Below are 16,138 nucleotides of genomic sequence, written 5' to 3'. Positions count from 1 at the left end.
TTCTAATCAAGATATACTAGCAACCTCTGCGCTCAATTGGGAGTCCAAATAGGGAATTATCCGTGAAAATATTCAAAAAATTTTTACAAATCCTTTGCATATGTGGCCTCCTGGGCTGTATTACTCTGGTTGCTTTATACCTTTACGTGAAGCCTGACATCCCCAGCGTAGCGGTATTAAAAGATGTAAAGTTACAAACACCAATGCAAGTTTTTACGCGGGATGGCAAACTGATCAACCAGTTTGGTGAGAAGCGGCGAATCCCTGTAAAAATCAACGACGTCCCGGAACCACTCCGAAAAGCATTCCTGGCTACCGAAGATAATCGTTTTTATGAACACTACGGTATCGACCCTATAGGTATAGTACGTAGTGCTTTAGTACTAATATCCACCGGCGAAAAGCGCCAGGGAGCCAGTACTATTACAATGCAATTGGCTCGAAACTTCTTTTTAACTCGCGAAAAAGCATATATTCGAAAAGTTAAAGAAATATTTATCGCCATTCACATTGAACAATTATTAAGCAAAGATGAAATTTTCGAGCTTTATCTTAATAAAATAGAATTAGGAAACCGCGCTTTTGGTATTGGTGCGGCAGCCCAAGTTTATTATGGTAAGTCGCTCGATGAATTAACTCTAGCACAAATGGCGATGATTGCAGGTTTACCTAAAGCACCTTCGGCATTAAACCCAATTCGTAATCCAGAACGAGCAAAAGCACGCCGTAATGTGGTCCTCTCACGCATGTTGGATGAAGGTTATATCAGCACTTCTGAATATCAGGAAGCAACAAGTGCTCCGATCACTGCCACCTTCCATGGTGCCGAGATAGAACTCTATGCGCCTTATATTTCCGAAATGGCCCGTGCAGAGCTGGTTGCCATGTACGGCACCGAGCAGGCTTATAATTCCGGCATCAAGGTATATACCTCGGTAGAATCGACCATGCAGGCGGCGGCACAAACCGCGTTAAGGGATAACCTTTATGCCTATGATATGCGACACGGTTATCGCGGCCCTGTTGCTTACCTGTGGCAAAGTGACAGTGAAGAAGCTGTTGCCGAACAAGAGTTAGTGCAATACCTAAAAGGGGTGAATACACAGGCCGATCTTCATGCTGGTGTCGTCATGTCTGTTGAAGAGCAGGCTATAACGGTACTGAACAAAGACAGTGAACGCCTCACCATAGATTGGGAAGGTCTGAAATGGGCACGTACCTATATCACTCAGTCACGCCAGAGCTTTGCCCCTAAGACCGCCGCCGATATCTTGAACCCTGGGGCGCAAATTTGGTATCGCTTCGATAAAAATGACCAGCCTTTACTGGCACAAATTCCCGATGCGTCCAGCGCCTTGGTATCTATCGACCCTAAAGATGGCCGCATCAAAGCCATAGTTGGCGGCTACAGTTTTGAACAAAGCCAGTACAACCGCGCCGTACAGGCCAAGCGTCAGGTCGGTTCAAATATCAAACCCTTTATTTATTCCGCGGCACTGGAGCATGGCTATTCACTGGCAACCATAATCAATGATGCGCCAATCAACCATTGGGATAAAAGTCAGGGGGTTGCCTGGCGTCCAAAAAACAGCCCGGAAAAATATGTAGGCCCAATTCGCGTACGTCGCGCCCTGGCTCAATCTAAAAACGTGGTCTCGGTACGTCTGATCCGCGGTGTAGGTGTCGACACCACAGCCGATCACCTGCTTAAATTCGGCTTTAAGGACGAAGATATTCCACATAATGAAACCCTGGCCCTGGGTAGCGCCTCGTTAACACCGCTGGAATTAGCACGTGGTATGAGCGCCTTCGCCAATGGCGGTCACTTGGTGGAACCCTACTTTATTAGCTCCATAGTCACCAGCGAAGATGAAGTGCTTTATCAGGCCCAGCCTTTGCTTGCCTGTAGCAATGAACAAAGACGCAAAAATGAAGTGTTGGCCGAGTTTGCCGAGCTTGAAAAATTGATCGCTGAGGAAACCAACACAGATACACAATTAGCAATCGACCCGCAAATCGATGAACTAGAGCAACAGCAAGAGCAAACCATGCCTAGCTGTGCGCCACGGGTGATCTCAGAGCAGAATGCCTTTTTGATTGCCGATGCCATGAATAGCGCCATTTGGGGTGGCGGCAGTTGGCAGCATGGCACCGGCTGGAACGGCACGGGTTGGCGTGCCACCGATTTAAAACGTCGTGATTTATCAGGTAAAACCGGTACCACCAACAACTCGGTAGATACCTGGTTTAGCGGCTTCAATGCCAATGTTATGACCACAATTTGGGTTGGCTTCGATAACCCGGGTAACCCATTAGGGCGAACCAGCTACAACAATAATCTCGACCGCGGTCAGATTTTTGGTGCCGAGTCCGGCGCCAAGACTTCACAACCGGGCTGGATCGACTTTATGCGTGTGGCCCTAGAAGATCAGCCCTATGCGGCGATTGAGCCACCCGAAGGCTTAGAGTCGGTACGTATCGACTTAAAGACCGGACTGCTGAGCCATAACAATGATCATACCAGCCGCTTCGAGTACTTTATTAAAGGCACGGCACCGACCCGTTACGCGGAAAAGGCTCCGCCCGTGCTATTTGAAACTCAAACATCAGGCGATAAACCCCTGCCCTCTGAGGATGAATTGTTCTAACCCAAAAATAAAAAAGCCAGCAAATGCTGGCTTTTTTATTTCTCAACCTGAGTTGGCGTTAGCTTAACTTACTAGCAAGCCAATATAGATCTGAGTGTACTCCCGCGGCGGTCACTTCCTTGCCTGCTCCCGGCCCTTGAATAACCAAGGCATTATCCTGGTACCAGTTGCTGTTAACGACAAAGATATTGTCACCTGGCTGCAAACCCGCCAAAGGATTGCTTGTCGGCACTGCCACCAGTCCTACCTTGACCTCGACTTTCCCCTGTTCAATACGCAAATCGGCGTTGTAGCGCAGAACCTTCTGCTCCGCTGCCGCTTGCTGCGCCCGCGTCGCCACAAATTCATCGAGCACATCTAAGTTAGTCTGACACTCCTGCCAACTGCCAGCGGCCAGCTGAGTTGGCATTAAGGCGCTAAGCTCAATATCATCCAGTTCCAGCTCTAAGCCCAGTTCACGGGCGAGTATCAATAGCTTACGCTGTACATCGCGGCCTGATAAGTCTTCACGAGGATCCGGCTCGGTAAAGCCAAGCTCCTGCGCCTTAAGCAAGAGCTGAGAAAAAGACTCGCTGCCATCATATTGGCTGCACAGCCAGGACAAGGTGCCGGAAAAAACGCCCTGTACTCGGGTCACCCGGTCGCCACTATTTTGCAGATCAGCCAGGGCAAAGTTAATGGGTAATCCCGCGCCAACGCTAGTGTTATAACGCCACTGCAAATTACGCTGAGCCAGATCCTGCTTCAAACTCTGATACCAGGAAAAGGGAGCGGTACCGGCATATTTATTGGCGCTGATCAAATGGCAATCGGCCTTGGCAAATTGCGGATAAAGCTGACTAAAGGCCTCACTGGCGGTGATATCGATCACCACCTTATGTTCATAGTCTAGCTGCGCCAGACGCGATAACAGTTCATCCTTAGTATAGGGCTGAGCACCTTGCTCCCAGGCTGTTTGCCATTGCTCGGTATCTAGACCGCAAGGGTCAAAAAGCAGGGTTTCACTGCGCACTAAGGCCACCACCCTGACATCAATATGCTGACGTAAGCGCGCCAATTGCTGGGCAAATTGCGCCACGAATACCTCACCAACATTACCCAAACCTGCCACCACCACGGCCAACTGCCGCTGAGCGCCAAGCAAACGCTGATGTAAATAGCTCAAGCTATCGGCACCGATTTCTTCATCGGTTAACTGTAAGCAGTAACCTTCACCCACATGCGTAAAACGGCCATTTAGATTAAGCTCTCTCAAACCCTGCTCTACCTGCTGCTGGCATTTTTCCAGCTCTCGCTGCGGTGCAACCAGGGCGAAGCCGTTAACATTGGACTCCAGCAATTGGGCACGCTCACCAAAGTGATGCAATAACTCGGCACTGTGCTGCTGCGGTACCACCAGATGCCACACACCTTTCACATCACAGTCGATAAGGCTGATCTGTAGTTGACGCCGTAGCAGCTCCAGCTCACCCTGCTCTAAGTGATCAAGCTTAATAACGTCTTGCTGCGCCAAGGTGGTAATAAAGTGCTTATGCTTACACCCCCCCTCGCGCACCACTTCGGTACCTAGGGCATCGCTATCATAAGAGCTGCGCACCGCCAGTTTGATATTGGTGCCATGCAGGGGAGACAAGGTCTTGGCATGTAAAACCGGGTTACCCAGCGCCGCCAATAATTGCGCTTGGGCGCGGCAGATTTTATGGTACTTCTGCGCGCTTGCAACCTTTCTCGGGTCGGTGCTAAACACCCCTTGAGTATCCGTCCAGATACAGACCTCATCGACATCCATATAACGGGCAAATAAAGTGGCACTGTAATCACTGCCATTGCGTCCCAAGGTCACCGTCTGACCTCTTTGATCGGCGGCAATAAAGCCGGTGATCACATTAATCTTATCCGCGCCAATAAGGCGCTGACATTGTTGCTCATTCACACGATGCAACAACTGCCCTTGTTGAGCGCAGAGTAGTTGGCGTGCATCTAACGCCTGTGCCTCTGCGCCGAGTTGCTGCAAATAGCTGGATAACAAACGCGCCGACCAGAGTTCACCATGAGCCAGCAGCGCTGCCTCTTGCAAGTTTCCTTGCTCAAATCCTAGCCATACATGCGTTAATTCTTGTTCCAGCTGAGTTAACACCTGAGCTTTGCGCTCGCCGCTTAACAGCTCCTGGATCAGCTCCTGCTGGTGATTGCGCAACAGGCTTATCACATCCATACCGCTATGCTGATCTTGCTGCTCGAATGTCTGCCAGAGCTTAACCAGGGTGTCCGTGGTTTTACCGGCGGCAGACACCACCACTATGTCACCGACCTGACTATGAGCGAGAACAATATTAGCAACCGCATGATAACGCGCCGCACGGCTTAGGCTAGAGCCACCAAATTTATGTACTACCTTGGCCATTTTATCTGCTCCAGCCTAGCTCTGATGAAGTTGTGCAAAAGCACGTTCAAGGTCGGCGATCAAATCTTCCTGATCTTCAATGCCCACAGAAATACGAATAAGGGTGTCACCCACGCCCGCCGCTAAGCGTGCTTCCTTGTCCATGCCCGCATGAGTCATGGTCGCCGGATGACAAATTAGGCTTTCAACACCACCCAAGGACTCGGCCAGGGTAAATTGCTGCACTGAGGTAAGGAACTTGGCGCTGTCTTTTAGTTCGCCTTTGATATCAAAGCTCACCATGCCGCCAAAACCACTTTGCTGCGCTTTAGCTAATTGGTGCTGTGGGTGACTTGCCAAACCAGGATAGTAAACCTTTTCTACCTCAGGGTGTTGCTGCAGGTATTCGGCGATAGCCTGGGCGTTTTCCTCATGCTGACGCAAACGCACTTTCAGAGTACGTAACCCGCGCAGAATCAGGTAACTGTCAAAAGGCGCACCGGTAATACCAATATTATTGGCCCACCAGGCCAGCTCTTCGCCAAGCTCAGGAGTTTTACAAACCACAGCGCCACCGACCACATCCGAGTGGCCGTTGATATACTTGGTTGTTGAATGCACCACGATATCGCAGCCCAGCGCCAATGGGTTTTGCAGCGCAGGTGACAAGAAGGTGTTATCCGCTGCCACCAAAGCACCCACTTGAGCTGCGGCCGCGCATACGGCCTTAATATCGGTCAGGCGCAATATTGGGTTACTAGGGGTTTCAATCCATACCAATTTAGGTTTGGCATCGATAAGCTGCTGATAACACTCGGCAGTGGTGAAGTCCACCACCTTCACTTTTAATAAACCGCGCTTGGCCAAGGAGGTAAATAATCGGTAGCTGCCGCCATAACAATCATGGGGGATCACAAGGGTATCTGCGGGCGTCAGCAACTGTGTTACCAGGTGCACCGCCGCCATGCCGGTAGCGGTAATGATGCCACGGGCGCCGCCTTCAAGCTCGGCCAAAGCCTCTGCGAGAATATCGCGATTGGGATTACCGCTGCGGCCATAGTCGTACTGACGTTTGGTATCAAAATCGGCAAAAGAATAGGTAGTGGATAAATAAATTGGGGGCACAACTGCACCATGATGTTGGTCGGCTTCAATGCCGTGGCGCACCGCTATGGTTTGTTTACTTAACTTAGGCATAGTGCCTCCAATCAGAAATGGATGTTTAGACGTCCAAAAGGTTAAAATATCCAAATATAGAAGTCAAAACATTTATACGTCTAAATAGCTATATGAGGAATATTTGACTATCCTTTCCAACACGATAGAATTTCGCCCTTATTGATGCCTAAGTGACCAAAGAACAAGACGCAAATTATGGCCAAGTGGAATGGTGAGTATATTCACCCTTATGCGGAACACGGTAAGAAAGCCCAACAGGTAAAAAAAATTACCGTTTCAATCCCGCTCAACGTTTTAAAAGTATTAACAGATGAACGCACTCGACGCCAGGTGAACAACCTGCGTCATGCCACCAACAGTGAATTGCTCTGCGAAGCATTTTTACATGCTTTTACCGGACAACCGCTGCCTGGCGATGAAGACTTACGTAAGGATAATCCGGAGAAGGTGCCGCAAGAAGTGCGTAAGATCATGGCGGAAATGGGCTTAGAGATCCCAGAGATCGGTGATGATTGATTTTCCAAACACATAAAAAAAGCCCCAAGCAAAACTTGGGGCTTTTTTTTGGCGACAAGGAAATTACTTATCGCTCATATAATCCTCTGGCAGCTCGATTTGCGCTACACCAGTTGCCACTGCGGCTTCGGCTACCGCCTTAGCAACGCGAGGCAATAAACGCGGATCCATTGGCTTAGGAATAATGTACTGCGGGCCAAACTCCAGCTCGGTCACACCCGATGCGGTCAATACCTCTTGTGGTACCGGCTCTTTAGCTATGCTACGAATAGCTTCAACAGCGGCAATCTTCATTTCATCGTTAATAGCCGTGGCGCGCACATCCAGGGCGCCGCGGAAGATAAACGGGAAGCACAGAACGTTATTTACCTGGTTTGGATAATCAGAGCGACCGGTTGCCATGATCAAATCTTGACGGGCAGCGTGCGCCACTTCTGGCTTAATTTCAGGATCTGGGTTTGAACAGGCAAATACAACTGGCTTGTCGGCCATCAGCTTTAACTCGTCCGCAGAAAGTAGATCTGGACCAGATACACCCACGAATACATCGGCATCGGCGATCACGTCTTGCAGAGTGCGTTTATCCGTGTTGTTTGCGAACATTTGCTTATATTCGTTCAGGTCGTCACGACGAGTGTGGATCACACCTTTACGGTCAAGCATATAGATGTGCTCGCGCTGGGCGCCACATTTAATCAACAGCTCCATACAGGCCACAGCCGCTGCACCAGCACCTAAACAAACGATCAAGGCATCGTTGATATCTTTACCCTGAATCTCAAGAGCATTAAGCATGCCCGCCGCAGTTACAATGGCGGTACCATGTTGGTCATCGTGGAATACAGGTATATTACAACGCTCGATCAGCGCTTTTTCAATTTCAAAACACTCAGGAGCTTTGATATCTTCAAGGTTAATACCGCCAAAGGTATCGGCAATATTTTCAACCGTGTTGATAAAGTCTTCCGTGGTGCGGTGTTTAACTTCGATATCGATTGAATCAAGGCCGGCAAAGCGCTTGAACAATAAGGCTTTACCTTCCATTACAGGTTTTGATGCCAACGGACCTAAATTACCCAAGCCTAAAATTGCCGTGCCGTTAGAAATAACCGCAACCATATTGCCTTTAGCAGTGTATTTATAGGCATTGTTGGCATCGGCGGCAATTTCGCGCACCGGCTCAGCTACACCTGGGCTGTAAGCCAAAGCTAGGTCATTGACCGTTTCCGCACTTTTTGTCAGCTCAACGCTGATTTTGCCTGGAACGGGATAAGCGTGATAATCAAGAGCTTGTTGACGAAAGTCTGACATGAAAAAGTATCCTGCTAGAAATATTGGTGAGAGTTCAGGTATCAGGCAACAATACTGCTTTTCCGGCTATATTCCAAGTAATATCAGGTCTATCCTGTTACGCGAAATTAAGCGGTTTTAGCATCATTATCCCGGTTAATTATTTTAATTTCCCCTAGCATGAGCGATATTCCCATGCCTTTTTTGGGTCAAAAAAAGCAATAAAAACTGCGTTAATCATAATTAAAGATATAAAAAATGCAATTTATATAACGATAGCGAATAAAAACACAAAAAATGCAACGGTTTAACTGGATTTACCCACACATCTGCATGTTCATGCTTTTTAGATGCATTATCGCTGCTTTTCATTAATACCTTTACAAAGAATAAATGCAAAATGGCTTATATCAATACTGGGAATGGACCAGAGTAATTGTGTTAATCAAGCGATCAGAGAGCAAACAGGATAGGATACCAATTCACTTACTTCTAGCGGGCTAAATATCATGCTCACGGCGTTGGAATTTTTCTATGTAGAAGACAGAATTGGTATTGGATAGCTGCCGTAAAAAGTAAGAGGCACAAAAAAAGCACCCTAGGGTGCTTTTTTCTAATAAGCAATGAATTACTTCTTGCTGCTAAGCGCACCGAAACGCTTATTGAAGCGGTCAACACGACCACCTGTGTCAAGAATCTTCTGCTTACCAGTGTAGAAAGGGTGACACTCTGAACATACGTCAAGGTGAATGTCTTTACACAAAGTTGAACGAGTTTCGAACTTGTTGCCACAAGAGCACGTTGCATTGATTGCTTCGTACTTAGGGTGGATACCTTCTTTCATGGGGATTACCTCTAAATAGGCCGTATCGCTCTCCAAACCCGAAGTTCGGCACCATACGCGTTAGTTTCAATGTGCCAAGACCAATAATATTCGCTCAGCACCCTTAAGGCCGCGTATTTTATTGAACTCCTGTTTAATGTTCAAGCATTAATTGCCGCTATTCACCTTGCCATGAATTTAGTACATTAACAGCATGTCTGATGCTGTGAGTTCACCCTTGTCGTCTTTACCAAGCGCCCTACAAACCGACCTATTGCCAACTCAGGAAGAATGCTATGTGGAAGTGGCAATCAAGGTGCCTCTGCACCGCAGTTTTGACTACCTGGTCGACCCCAAGCTGGCGGCAAGCCTTGAACCCGGTATGCGGGTTTCTGTGCCCTTTGCTAACCGCCAGGTGACAGCCTTGGTTTTGGCTCGTAAGGCCAGAACTGAACTACCCAAAGACAAGGTTAAGGCGGTGCTTGAGGTGCTTGATAGCGCCCCTATTATCGACGCCACTCATTTACAATTGCTGAAGTTTACCGCCCGTTATTATCACTATCCCCTGGGTGAGACTATTTTTACCGCTCTTCCTAAGGCGCTGCGCCAGGGCGACGACATAGATAAAACCAGCATTAACTATATTCAGCTTACCGAAAAGGGCCGCGCCTTACCCACCCTAAGGGCGAAAAAACAACAGTCGCTGATGTCGCAGTTAGCACAGTCCGGTAAATCGCCGGTAACCGAGGTAAAAGCCCTGGGCTTTACCAAAGCCACTATCGATGCCCTAGTTAGTAAAGACCTGGCCGAGATAAGCATCGAATTTTCCAGTCATTGGCGGGACAATGAAATAAAGGTAGCAAGCAAGCCACGACTTAACGCCGAGCAAGCGGTGGCCTGCAGCGCCATCAATCAAAGCTCGGGCTTTACCAGCTTTTTACTCGAGGGCGTCACCGGCAGCGGAAAAACCGAAGTCTACCTGCAATGCCTGGAAGAAGTGATAAAACAGGGGAAACAAGCGCTGGTACTGGTGCCGGAAATCGGCCTGACGCCGCAAACGGTTAACCGTTTTCGCCGCCGCTTCCCCGACACCCCGATTATGCTCTGGCACTCGGCGCTGACCGATAATGAGCGCCTGCAAACCTGGCGCTTTTGCCAAAAAGGCAGCTGCGCCATAGTCATAGGTACCCGCTCGGCCATTTTTATGCCGTTTTTATCCTTGGGCATGATCATAGTCGATGAGGAGCACGACGCCTCATTCAAACAACAAGACAGCCTGCGTTACCATGCCCGCGATCTGAGCGCCTATCGCGCCCAACAACATAATATTCCGCTGGTTTTAGGCAGTGCCACACCGGCGTTGGAAACCCTTCACCGGGCAATTGAGGGCAAATACCATTTGTTGTCATTAACCCAGCGCGCCCAAACCAGCAGCGATAACCACTTTGAGCTTATCGATATCAAGGGCCAATATCTACAGGCGGGTTTAAGCCATGCCAGCCTGGCCTATATGCAAAAAGAGCTAAGCCGCCAAAAGCAGGTCATGGTGTTTCTAAACCGCCGCGGCTTTTCACCTTCGCTTATCTGTCACGAATGTGGCTGGCTTAGCGACTGCCCCCGTTGCAGCACCAGCGCCACCTATCATAAATCCATGCGCCGACTGGTCTGCCACCACTGTGGCGAACAAACGGCGCCACCAATGCAATGCCCGGACTGCGGCAGCACACAGATACACCCGGTAGGCCTGGGCACGGAGCAACTGGAAGAAGCCTTAACGACCCAGTTCCCTGACATTGCCATCAGCCGCATAGACAGGGACTCAACCCGTAAGAAAGGCAGTTTGGAAGAAGAGCTCGAACGTATCAACCAAGGCGGCGCCCGTATTTTAGTGGGCACGCAAATGCTCGCCAAGGGTCACCACTTTGCCGATGTCAGCCTGGTGATTATTCTCGATGTCGATGCCGGACTGCATTCCTGCGATTTTCGCGCCACCGAACATCTGGCACAGTTGCTTACCCAAGTGGCCGGGCGTGCGGGTCGAAGCGGTGAGCCGGGCACAGTCTTATTGCAAACCCACTTTCCCGAGCATCCGCTATTGCAGGATCTGGTTAATAACGGTTATCAACATTTTGCCCGCTACGCCCTGCAGGAACGACAGGAAACTGAGCTGCCACCTTACAGTCATTTGGCCTTATTACGCGCCGAAGCCCACGATTTATCGCTAGTACTTCGTTTTTTAACGGATTTAGTTCCCGCAACCCGCATCCCTAAGATACAATTATTGGGACCGATCCCCGCCCCCATGGAGCGCGTAGCTGGTAAATTTAGATACCAGCTGCATATTCAGGGTGCCGATCGAGGCGCATTACACGCCTTTGTGGCGCAACTTATCGATTACCTAGGTTCGCATAAGCTGGCACAAAAGGTGCGCTGGAACTTAGACATTGACCCTATAGATATGATGTAAAGAGAAGCAACACACAGGTATGGCTCAACACGACTACATAAATCGCAAAAGACCCCAGCGCGGTGCTAAGAAAAAAGCACCGCCGAAAAGGAAGCTGCCTATCTTGCTAATTATCGCCGCCATTATTTTATTCGCGGGCTTTGGTTATGGCCTGTGGTATATCAAGAATAATGCCGACCCACAAGCCGTGGAACAGGTAAAGCAACCGCCCAAGCAAGAGCCGAAAGCCGTTATAAACAAACCGGAAACACCGGAGTTTATCAATGAGATAAAGCAGGCCGAGATAGAGGTTGAGGTCAAAGAAGTTGAGCAAAAAGGCCCTTACGTTATGCAGTGCGGCTCATTTAGAACCTATGCTCAGGCGGAAACCTTAAAAGCGAAAATTGCCTTCACCGGCTTGGTCGCCGAAATCCGTCATACCGAAGGCACTAACGGTGTCTGGTATAAAGTACGCTTAGGCCCATACGCCACCAAGCGCGGTGCCGAGAGTGATAAAAACAAACTAAAACGCCAAGCCAAAATCATGGGCTGTGGCATCTGGCTGTGGCAATAAGTCTCAGCCCCCAGCAAAAACACAGCCAATCTGCGGGGTTTTCGCCTTATACCAATTCTGTTTAGTATGTGAGCAGATATAGCGCTGGATAAATGATGTGATAACAAGGCGGAATTTTTCTTATGTAGTTATGCGTACATAGAAAAATTCCAACGCCGTGAGCATGATATTTAGCCCGCTAGAATGCTTAGCTATTTAAGTGAATTGGTATTATACCTTGAAATCCCCGAACCTCGCCCATACTTCCTCGCTATTAGACTCAGCAAAGCCCAGTTTGATTTGGGGCAAAGGATTCACATGACTACGATAGTTTCTGTACGCCGCGAAGGCAAAGTCGTTATTGGCGGCGACGGCCAGGTTTCCCTTGGCAACACGGTAATGAAGGGTAACGCCCGCAAGGTACGCCGCTTGTTTAACGGCAAGGTGATCGCCGGTTTTGCCGGTGGCACAGCAGACGCCTTCACCCTGTTTGAGCGTTTTGAAGCCAAGCTGGAAATGTATCAGGGAAATTTGACCAAGGCAGCGGTGGAAATGGCCAAAGACTGGCGCAGCGACCGTGCTCTCAGACGCCTTGAAGCCCTGTTGGCGGTAGCCGATGAAACAGCCTCACTCATCATTACCGGTAATGGCGACGTGGTACAACCCGAGCACGACCTTATCGCCATCGGCAGCGGCGGCAACTTTGCCCAAGCCGCAGCTATTGCACTGTTAGAGAATACCGAGCTATCAGCACGAGAAATCGTTGAAAAGAGCCTTAAGATAGCCGGTGATATTTGCGTATTCACTAACAACTTCCAAACCATTGAAGAATTGTAATTAAGGAGCAGCCATGTCAGCCATGACTCCCAGAGAAATCGTCCATGAACTTGATCAGCACATTATTGGTCAAGCTAATGCCAAAAAGGCCGTCGCCATCGCCCTTAGAAACCGCTGGCGCCGCATGCAGCTTGATGAAGCCCTGCGCCAGGAAGTGACCCCAAAAAACATCCTGATGATAGGTCCAACCGGTGTGGGTAAAACAGAAATTGCCCGCCGTTTGGCCAAGCTTGCCAATGCTCCTTTCTTAAAGGTTGAAGCCACTAAATTCACCGAAGTGGGCTATGTTGGTAAGGAAGTTGAGACGATTATTCGCGATTTGGTCGAAATTGCCTTTAAAATGGTTCGCGACCAACAGGCTAAGAAGCACAGCTTCCGCGCCGAAGAAGCGGCCGAAGAGCGCATTCTTGATACCCTGTTACCACCGGCAAAAGACAGCTGGGGTGAAACACAGCCAAGCGAGAACAACTCAACGCGCCAAGCATTCCGTAAAAAGCTGCGCGAAGGCCAGCTGGATGACAAAGAAATTGAGATCGATATTGCCGAGCAAGGTGCCAACGTTGAGATCATGGCGCCTCCAGGCATGGAAGAGATGACCAATCAGCTACAGAGCATGTTCCAAAACATGTCTGGCGGCAAAACCAAAAAGCGCAAGCTGAAGATCAAGGAAGCCTTTAAGCTCCTGGTTGAAGAAGAAGCGGCGAAGTTGGTAAACCTGGAAGATGTGAAAGAGCTGGCCATTGATGCAGTTGAGCAAAACGGCATCGTCTTCCTAGACGAAATCGACAAGATCTGTAAACGTGGTGAGAGCAGTGGTCCGGATGTAAGCCGTGAAGGCGTACAGCGCGATCTGCTACCTCTTATCGAGGGCTCTACGGTGAGCACCAAGTACGGCATGGTAAAAACCGACCATATCCTGTTTATTGCATCGGGTGCATTCCAAATGGCCAGACCGTCGGATCTGATCCCCGAGCTACAAGGTCGTCTGCCGATTCGTGTCGAGCTTGACGCTCTAAGTGCGAACGACTTTAAACGCATTCTCACCGAGCCTCATGCGTCATTAACGGAGCAACAAATCGCCCTGTTAAACACCGAAGAGGTGAGCGTTGAATTTACCGAGGATGCCATTGAAAGCATTGCTCAGGCCGCGTGGCAGGTCAATGAGAAGACCGAGAACATAGGTGCCCGTCGCCTGCATACTGTGATGGAGCGCCTGATGGAGGAGATCTCCTTCGAGGCCAGTGATAAAGCCGGTACAACCCTAATCGTGGATGGCGATTACGTTAACCAGCATCTGGGTAATCTGGTTCAGGATGAAGACTTAAGTCGCTTTATTCTATAAGCGCAGGGGCCTTGCGCCCCTTCTTTGTTTTAAGGGAACAGTATGCTGGTCAAGACGTTACATTATCATCGCCGTACCAAGGTATTGGATATTCATTTTGATAATGGCGAGCAGGTAAGTCTAAGCGCCGAGTTTTTGCGCGTGCACTCGCCCTCTGCCGAGGTGCAGGGGCATCACCAGGGGCCACCAAAGCTGGTAACCAATAAAAAGGCGGTGGCTATCGGTGAAATTGAGGCCATTGGCCACTATGCGGTACGCCTGCACTTTGATGATGGCCACCAAAGTGGGCTCTATAGCTTTGGTTACCTTGCCGAGCTTTGCAGCCATGCCGAGCAACTCTGGCAAACCTACCTTGAGCGCTTAAAAGCGGCCAATGCCCAGCGCGATGCCAGCATTGCTATTCGCGTCACTCCCTAAGTGAAAGGCGCGATACACAAGCATTAAAAAAGCCGCATCTGCGGCTTTTTTGTGTTCAGTGAAGAGCAGTAACAAAACTAGTTCGAGCAATAAAGAGCTAGAGCACGCCCTGCCAGAGTTGCTGATTCAGCCTTTGCCTATCCTGCCATTGTCCCGCCATCAGCCAGGAAATAAGTGGCGCCGGATCATGAGGGAAGTTAATGCGCTCTTTTTTATCCATATTAAGCCAATCATCGAGGGCGTCCTGATCCAGAAAATGCATCACATGGGCGCGTTCCATATTTTGCAGAGTCAAGGCATTCGAGTGCTGTTCAAACTGACCGTTAAGAGGTTTCAACAGCAGTTTTTTACCTAGGGTCAGGGCTTCGCTCGACAATTCAAAGCCGGCATTAGCAATAACACCACTGGCACTGGCCAGATCCCGTAAAAAACCCAGCCTGGACGGTTTACGTAAATGGATATGGGCCTCGGATCTATCTTCCGCTTTGGGGTGGTAGCAATAAAACTCCTTGCCCGGGAAGTCCTTGAGATAGGCAATAACCTCATCGAGATCTTCAAAGGGTAGATAAACCAACACCTTGTTATCCACATATTCGCTGTCGACCGGCCCGGCATGCTCAATAAAAGGCGGAATAATGGAGTCATCAAAAGGCTGCCAGTGCACGCCCAGGTAAACATCGGCGGGCGCAAAGTTACGTATCATGGCCTTAGTAAGTATGTTGTCGCCGGTCACAGGCACACTGTTCGAGAGAAACGCGGCCTGATGACTCATGCCCACCACGGGTACCTTTTGGCGCTTGGCGGCCCAGGCAGTAACAGGCTCGAAGTCGTTCATCACCAAATCATACTGCTTAAGGTTTAGCTCGCGTATATCTTTAATTAGCTCGCACACCTTGGCATTTTTCAGCGTTTTTAAACCATTTACACGGCCACGTTCGGTAACAAAGGTTAAGCCTTGACGGGCCTGGAAAGAGCCAAACTCCTGCATATCAAAATATTGGTCGCGACTGCGCCCGGAAAACAAATAATCTACTTCCACACCAGCCTTGGCAAATGCCTTTGCCATCACCCGAGCGCGGGTGGTATGGCCATTCCCTGTGCCTTGTACGCCATAAAGAATCTTCATAAAATCCCTGTGATAAGTAATGCAAATACGGCGCAGCCGTACCCAAGTAACGAGCCTAAAACTATGTCTAACGGGTAATGCACCCCGAGAAACACCCGCGAGCAGGCCACCAGTGTCGCCCAAGCATATAAATAGGGTGCAAGCTGCGGATAAAAATGACCAACAATCACCGCAAATACCCAGGCCCCGGCACTGTGCCCCGAGGGCAGACTAAATTTATCACTGGGACGAATATGGGCATAACGGGTTAACACATCACAGGGACGGACACGCTGGAACAGGTTTTTGGTGAAAAAGTAGATAGGCCGCTCAATGGCATAACCAAGCAGCAAGACCAGCAGCAAGGTAATTTGCTCCGGCGTGCTGTAAATCAACAAATAAAGTCCAAACAAAGCATACAAGATGCCGTCACCGGATCGCGACATCAAACGAATGCCATGATGCTGCCAACGCCGGTACCTAGCTCGAAACAACACCTTAAATAACGCCCGATCAAAACGATCCAATTGCGCAAGTATCATGCTCTTTCGCCTGAAATATGTTCATAGCTTTGAATATAGTCAGCAAAAATAACAGAT

At 49.3% G+C, this 16,138-nt stretch carries 13 protein-coding genes; 7 read left to right on the top strand and 6 right to left on the bottom strand.

The features are described from left to right. Positions 1-62: 62 nt before the first annotated feature. Positions 63-2,648, top strand: coding sequence for a penicillin-binding protein 1A (locus tag C2M17_RS02720; protein ID WP_105199344.1), 2,586 nt, complete (start codon positions 63-65; stop codon positions 2,646-2,648). A 58-nt stretch (positions 2,649-2,706) separates the two neighbouring features. Here the strand turns inward: C2M17_RS02720 and metL are convergent, their stop codons facing one another. Together metL and metB are read right to left on the bottom strand one after the other, a co-directional pair. Further along, on the bottom strand, positions 2,707-5,052 hold the full coding sequence (gene metL / locus C2M17_RS02715; RefSeq protein WP_105199343.1) for a bifunctional aspartate kinase/homoserine dehydrogenase II: 2,346 nt from the start codon (positions 5,050-5,052) through the stop codon (positions 2,707-2,709). A gap of 15 nt (positions 5,053-5,067) precedes the next feature. Continuing rightward, complete coding sequence (metB, locus tag C2M17_RS02710; RefSeq protein WP_105199342.1) at positions 5,068-6,228, bottom strand: cystathionine gamma-synthase; 1,161 nt, start codon at positions 6,226-6,228, stop codon at positions 5,068-5,070. A 177-nt stretch (positions 6,229-6,405) separates the two neighbouring features. Here metB and metJ point away from each other — a divergent pair, with 177 nt between their 5' ends. After that, positions 6,406-6,726, top strand: a complete 321-nt coding sequence (metJ, locus tag C2M17_RS02705; RefSeq protein ID WP_105199341.1) for a met regulon transcriptional regulator MetJ — start codon at positions 6,406-6,408, stop codon at positions 6,724-6,726. A gap of 63 nt (positions 6,727-6,789) precedes the next feature. Here the strand turns inward: metJ and C2M17_RS02700 are convergent, their stop codons facing one another. Both C2M17_RS02700 and rpmE read right to left on the bottom strand, forming a co-directional pair. Continuing rightward, positions 6,790-8,037 carry a malic enzyme-like NAD(P)-binding protein gene (locus C2M17_RS02700; RefSeq protein WP_105199340.1) on the bottom strand — a complete coding sequence of 416 codons (1,248 nt, stop codon included), beginning with the start codon at positions 8,035-8,037 and terminating at the stop codon, positions 6,790-6,792. A 607-nt stretch (positions 8,038-8,644) separates the two neighbouring features. Then, entirely contained in the window at positions 8,645-8,860 is a 216-nt protein-coding gene (gene rpmE / locus C2M17_RS02695; RefSeq protein ID WP_105188542.1) for a 50S ribosomal protein L31, read from the bottom strand. A 193-nt stretch (positions 8,861-9,053) separates the two neighbouring features. Here rpmE and priA point away from each other — a divergent pair, with 193 nt between their 5' ends. The 5 genes from priA (at position 9,054) to C2M17_RS02670 (ending at position 14,434) form a co-directional block, all read left to right on the top strand. Further along, the gene (gene priA / locus C2M17_RS02690) at positions 9,054-11,306 is read left to right on the top strand and encodes a primosomal protein N' (protein ID WP_105199339.1); all 2,253 of its coding nucleotides are present in this window, start codon (positions 9,054-9,056) and stop codon (positions 11,304-11,306) included. A 19-nt stretch (positions 11,307-11,325) separates the two neighbouring features. Further along, on the top strand, positions 11,326-11,859 hold the full coding sequence (locus tag C2M17_RS02685; protein WP_105199338.1) for an SPOR domain-containing protein: 534 nt from the start codon (positions 11,326-11,328) through the stop codon (positions 11,857-11,859). Positions 11,860-12,156: 297 nt separating this feature from the next. Next, on the top strand, positions 12,157-12,675 hold the full coding sequence (gene hslV / locus C2M17_RS02680; protein ID WP_105199337.1) for an ATP-dependent protease subunit HslV: 519 nt from the start codon (positions 12,157-12,159) through the stop codon (positions 12,673-12,675). Positions 12,676-12,688: 13 nt separating this feature from the next. Continuing rightward, positions 12,689-14,017, top strand: coding sequence for an HslU--HslV peptidase ATPase subunit (gene hslU / locus C2M17_RS02675; RefSeq protein WP_105199336.1), 1,329 nt, complete (start codon positions 12,689-12,691; stop codon positions 14,015-14,017). Positions 14,018-14,059: 42 nt separating this feature from the next. Beyond that, entirely contained in the window at positions 14,060-14,434 is a 375-nt protein-coding gene (locus C2M17_RS02670) for a gamma-butyrobetaine hydroxylase-like domain-containing protein (protein ID WP_105199335.1), read from the top strand. Between the two features lie 97 nt (positions 14,435-14,531). Here the strand turns inward: C2M17_RS02670 and C2M17_RS02665 are convergent, their stop codons facing one another. Both C2M17_RS02665 and C2M17_RS02660 read right to left on the bottom strand, forming a co-directional pair. Next, the gene (locus C2M17_RS02665; RefSeq protein ID WP_105199334.1) at positions 14,532-15,560 is read right to left on the bottom strand and encodes an MJ1255/VC2487 family glycosyltransferase; all 1,029 of its coding nucleotides are present in this window, start codon (positions 15,558-15,560) and stop codon (positions 14,532-14,534) included. Then, positions 15,557-16,081, bottom strand: coding sequence for a phosphatase PAP2 family protein (locus C2M17_RS02660; RefSeq protein WP_105199333.1), 525 nt, complete (start codon positions 16,079-16,081; stop codon positions 15,557-15,559). Before C2M17_RS02660 ends, C2M17_RS02665 begins: the two co-directional genes overlap by 4 nt. Positions 16,082-16,138: the final 57 nt, after the last annotated feature.

The sequence above is a fragment of the Pseudoalteromonas sp. T1lg10 genome, from assembly GCF_002964545.1.
Taxonomy (GTDB): domain Bacteria; phylum Pseudomonadota; class Gammaproteobacteria; order Enterobacterales; family Alteromonadaceae; genus Pseudoalteromonas.
The sequence above is the reverse complement of the archived record's forward strand: the minus strand, read 5'-3'. Positions and strand labels throughout refer to the sequence as shown.

Excerpts from the sequence above, each read along its gene's own strand:
- metL (WP_105199343.1), bottom strand. The coding sequence starts at position 5,052 with ATGGCCAAGGTAGTACATAAATTTGGTGGCTCTAGCCTAAGCCGTGCG.
- metB (WP_105199342.1), bottom strand. The coding sequence starts at position 6,228 with ATGCCTAAGTTAAGTAAACAAACCATAGCGGTGCGCCACGGCATTGAA.
- metJ (WP_105199341.1), top strand. The coding sequence starts at position 6,406 with ATGGCCAAGTGGAATGGTGAGTATATTCACCCTTATGCGGAACACGGT.
- C2M17_RS02700 (WP_105199340.1), bottom strand. The coding sequence starts at position 8,037 with ATGTCAGACTTTCGTCAACAAGCTCTTGATTATCACGCTTATCCCGTT.
- rpmE (WP_105188542.1), bottom strand. The coding sequence starts at position 8,860 with ATGAAAGAAGGTATCCACCCTAAGTACGAAGCAATCAATGCAACGTGC.
- priA (WP_105199339.1), top strand. The coding sequence starts at position 9,054 with ATGTCTGATGCTGTGAGTTCACCCTTGTCGTCTTTACCAAGCGCCCTA.
- C2M17_RS02685 (WP_105199338.1), top strand. The coding sequence starts at position 11,326 with ATGGCTCAACACGACTACATAAATCGCAAAAGACCCCAGCGCGGTGCT.
- hslV (WP_105199337.1), top strand. The coding sequence starts at position 12,157 with ATGACTACGATAGTTTCTGTACGCCGCGAAGGCAAAGTCGTTATTGGC.
- hslU (WP_105199336.1), top strand. The coding sequence starts at position 12,689 with ATGTCAGCCATGACTCCCAGAGAAATCGTCCATGAACTTGATCAGCAC.
- C2M17_RS02670 (WP_105199335.1), top strand. The coding sequence starts at position 14,060 with ATGCTGGTCAAGACGTTACATTATCATCGCCGTACCAAGGTATTGGAT.
- C2M17_RS02665 (WP_105199334.1), bottom strand. The coding sequence starts at position 15,560 with ATGAAGATTCTTTATGGCGTACAAGGCACAGGGAATGGCCATACCACC.
- C2M17_RS02660 (WP_105199333.1), bottom strand. The coding sequence starts at position 16,081 with ATGATACTTGCGCAATTGGATCGTTTTGATCGGGCGTTATTTAAGGTG.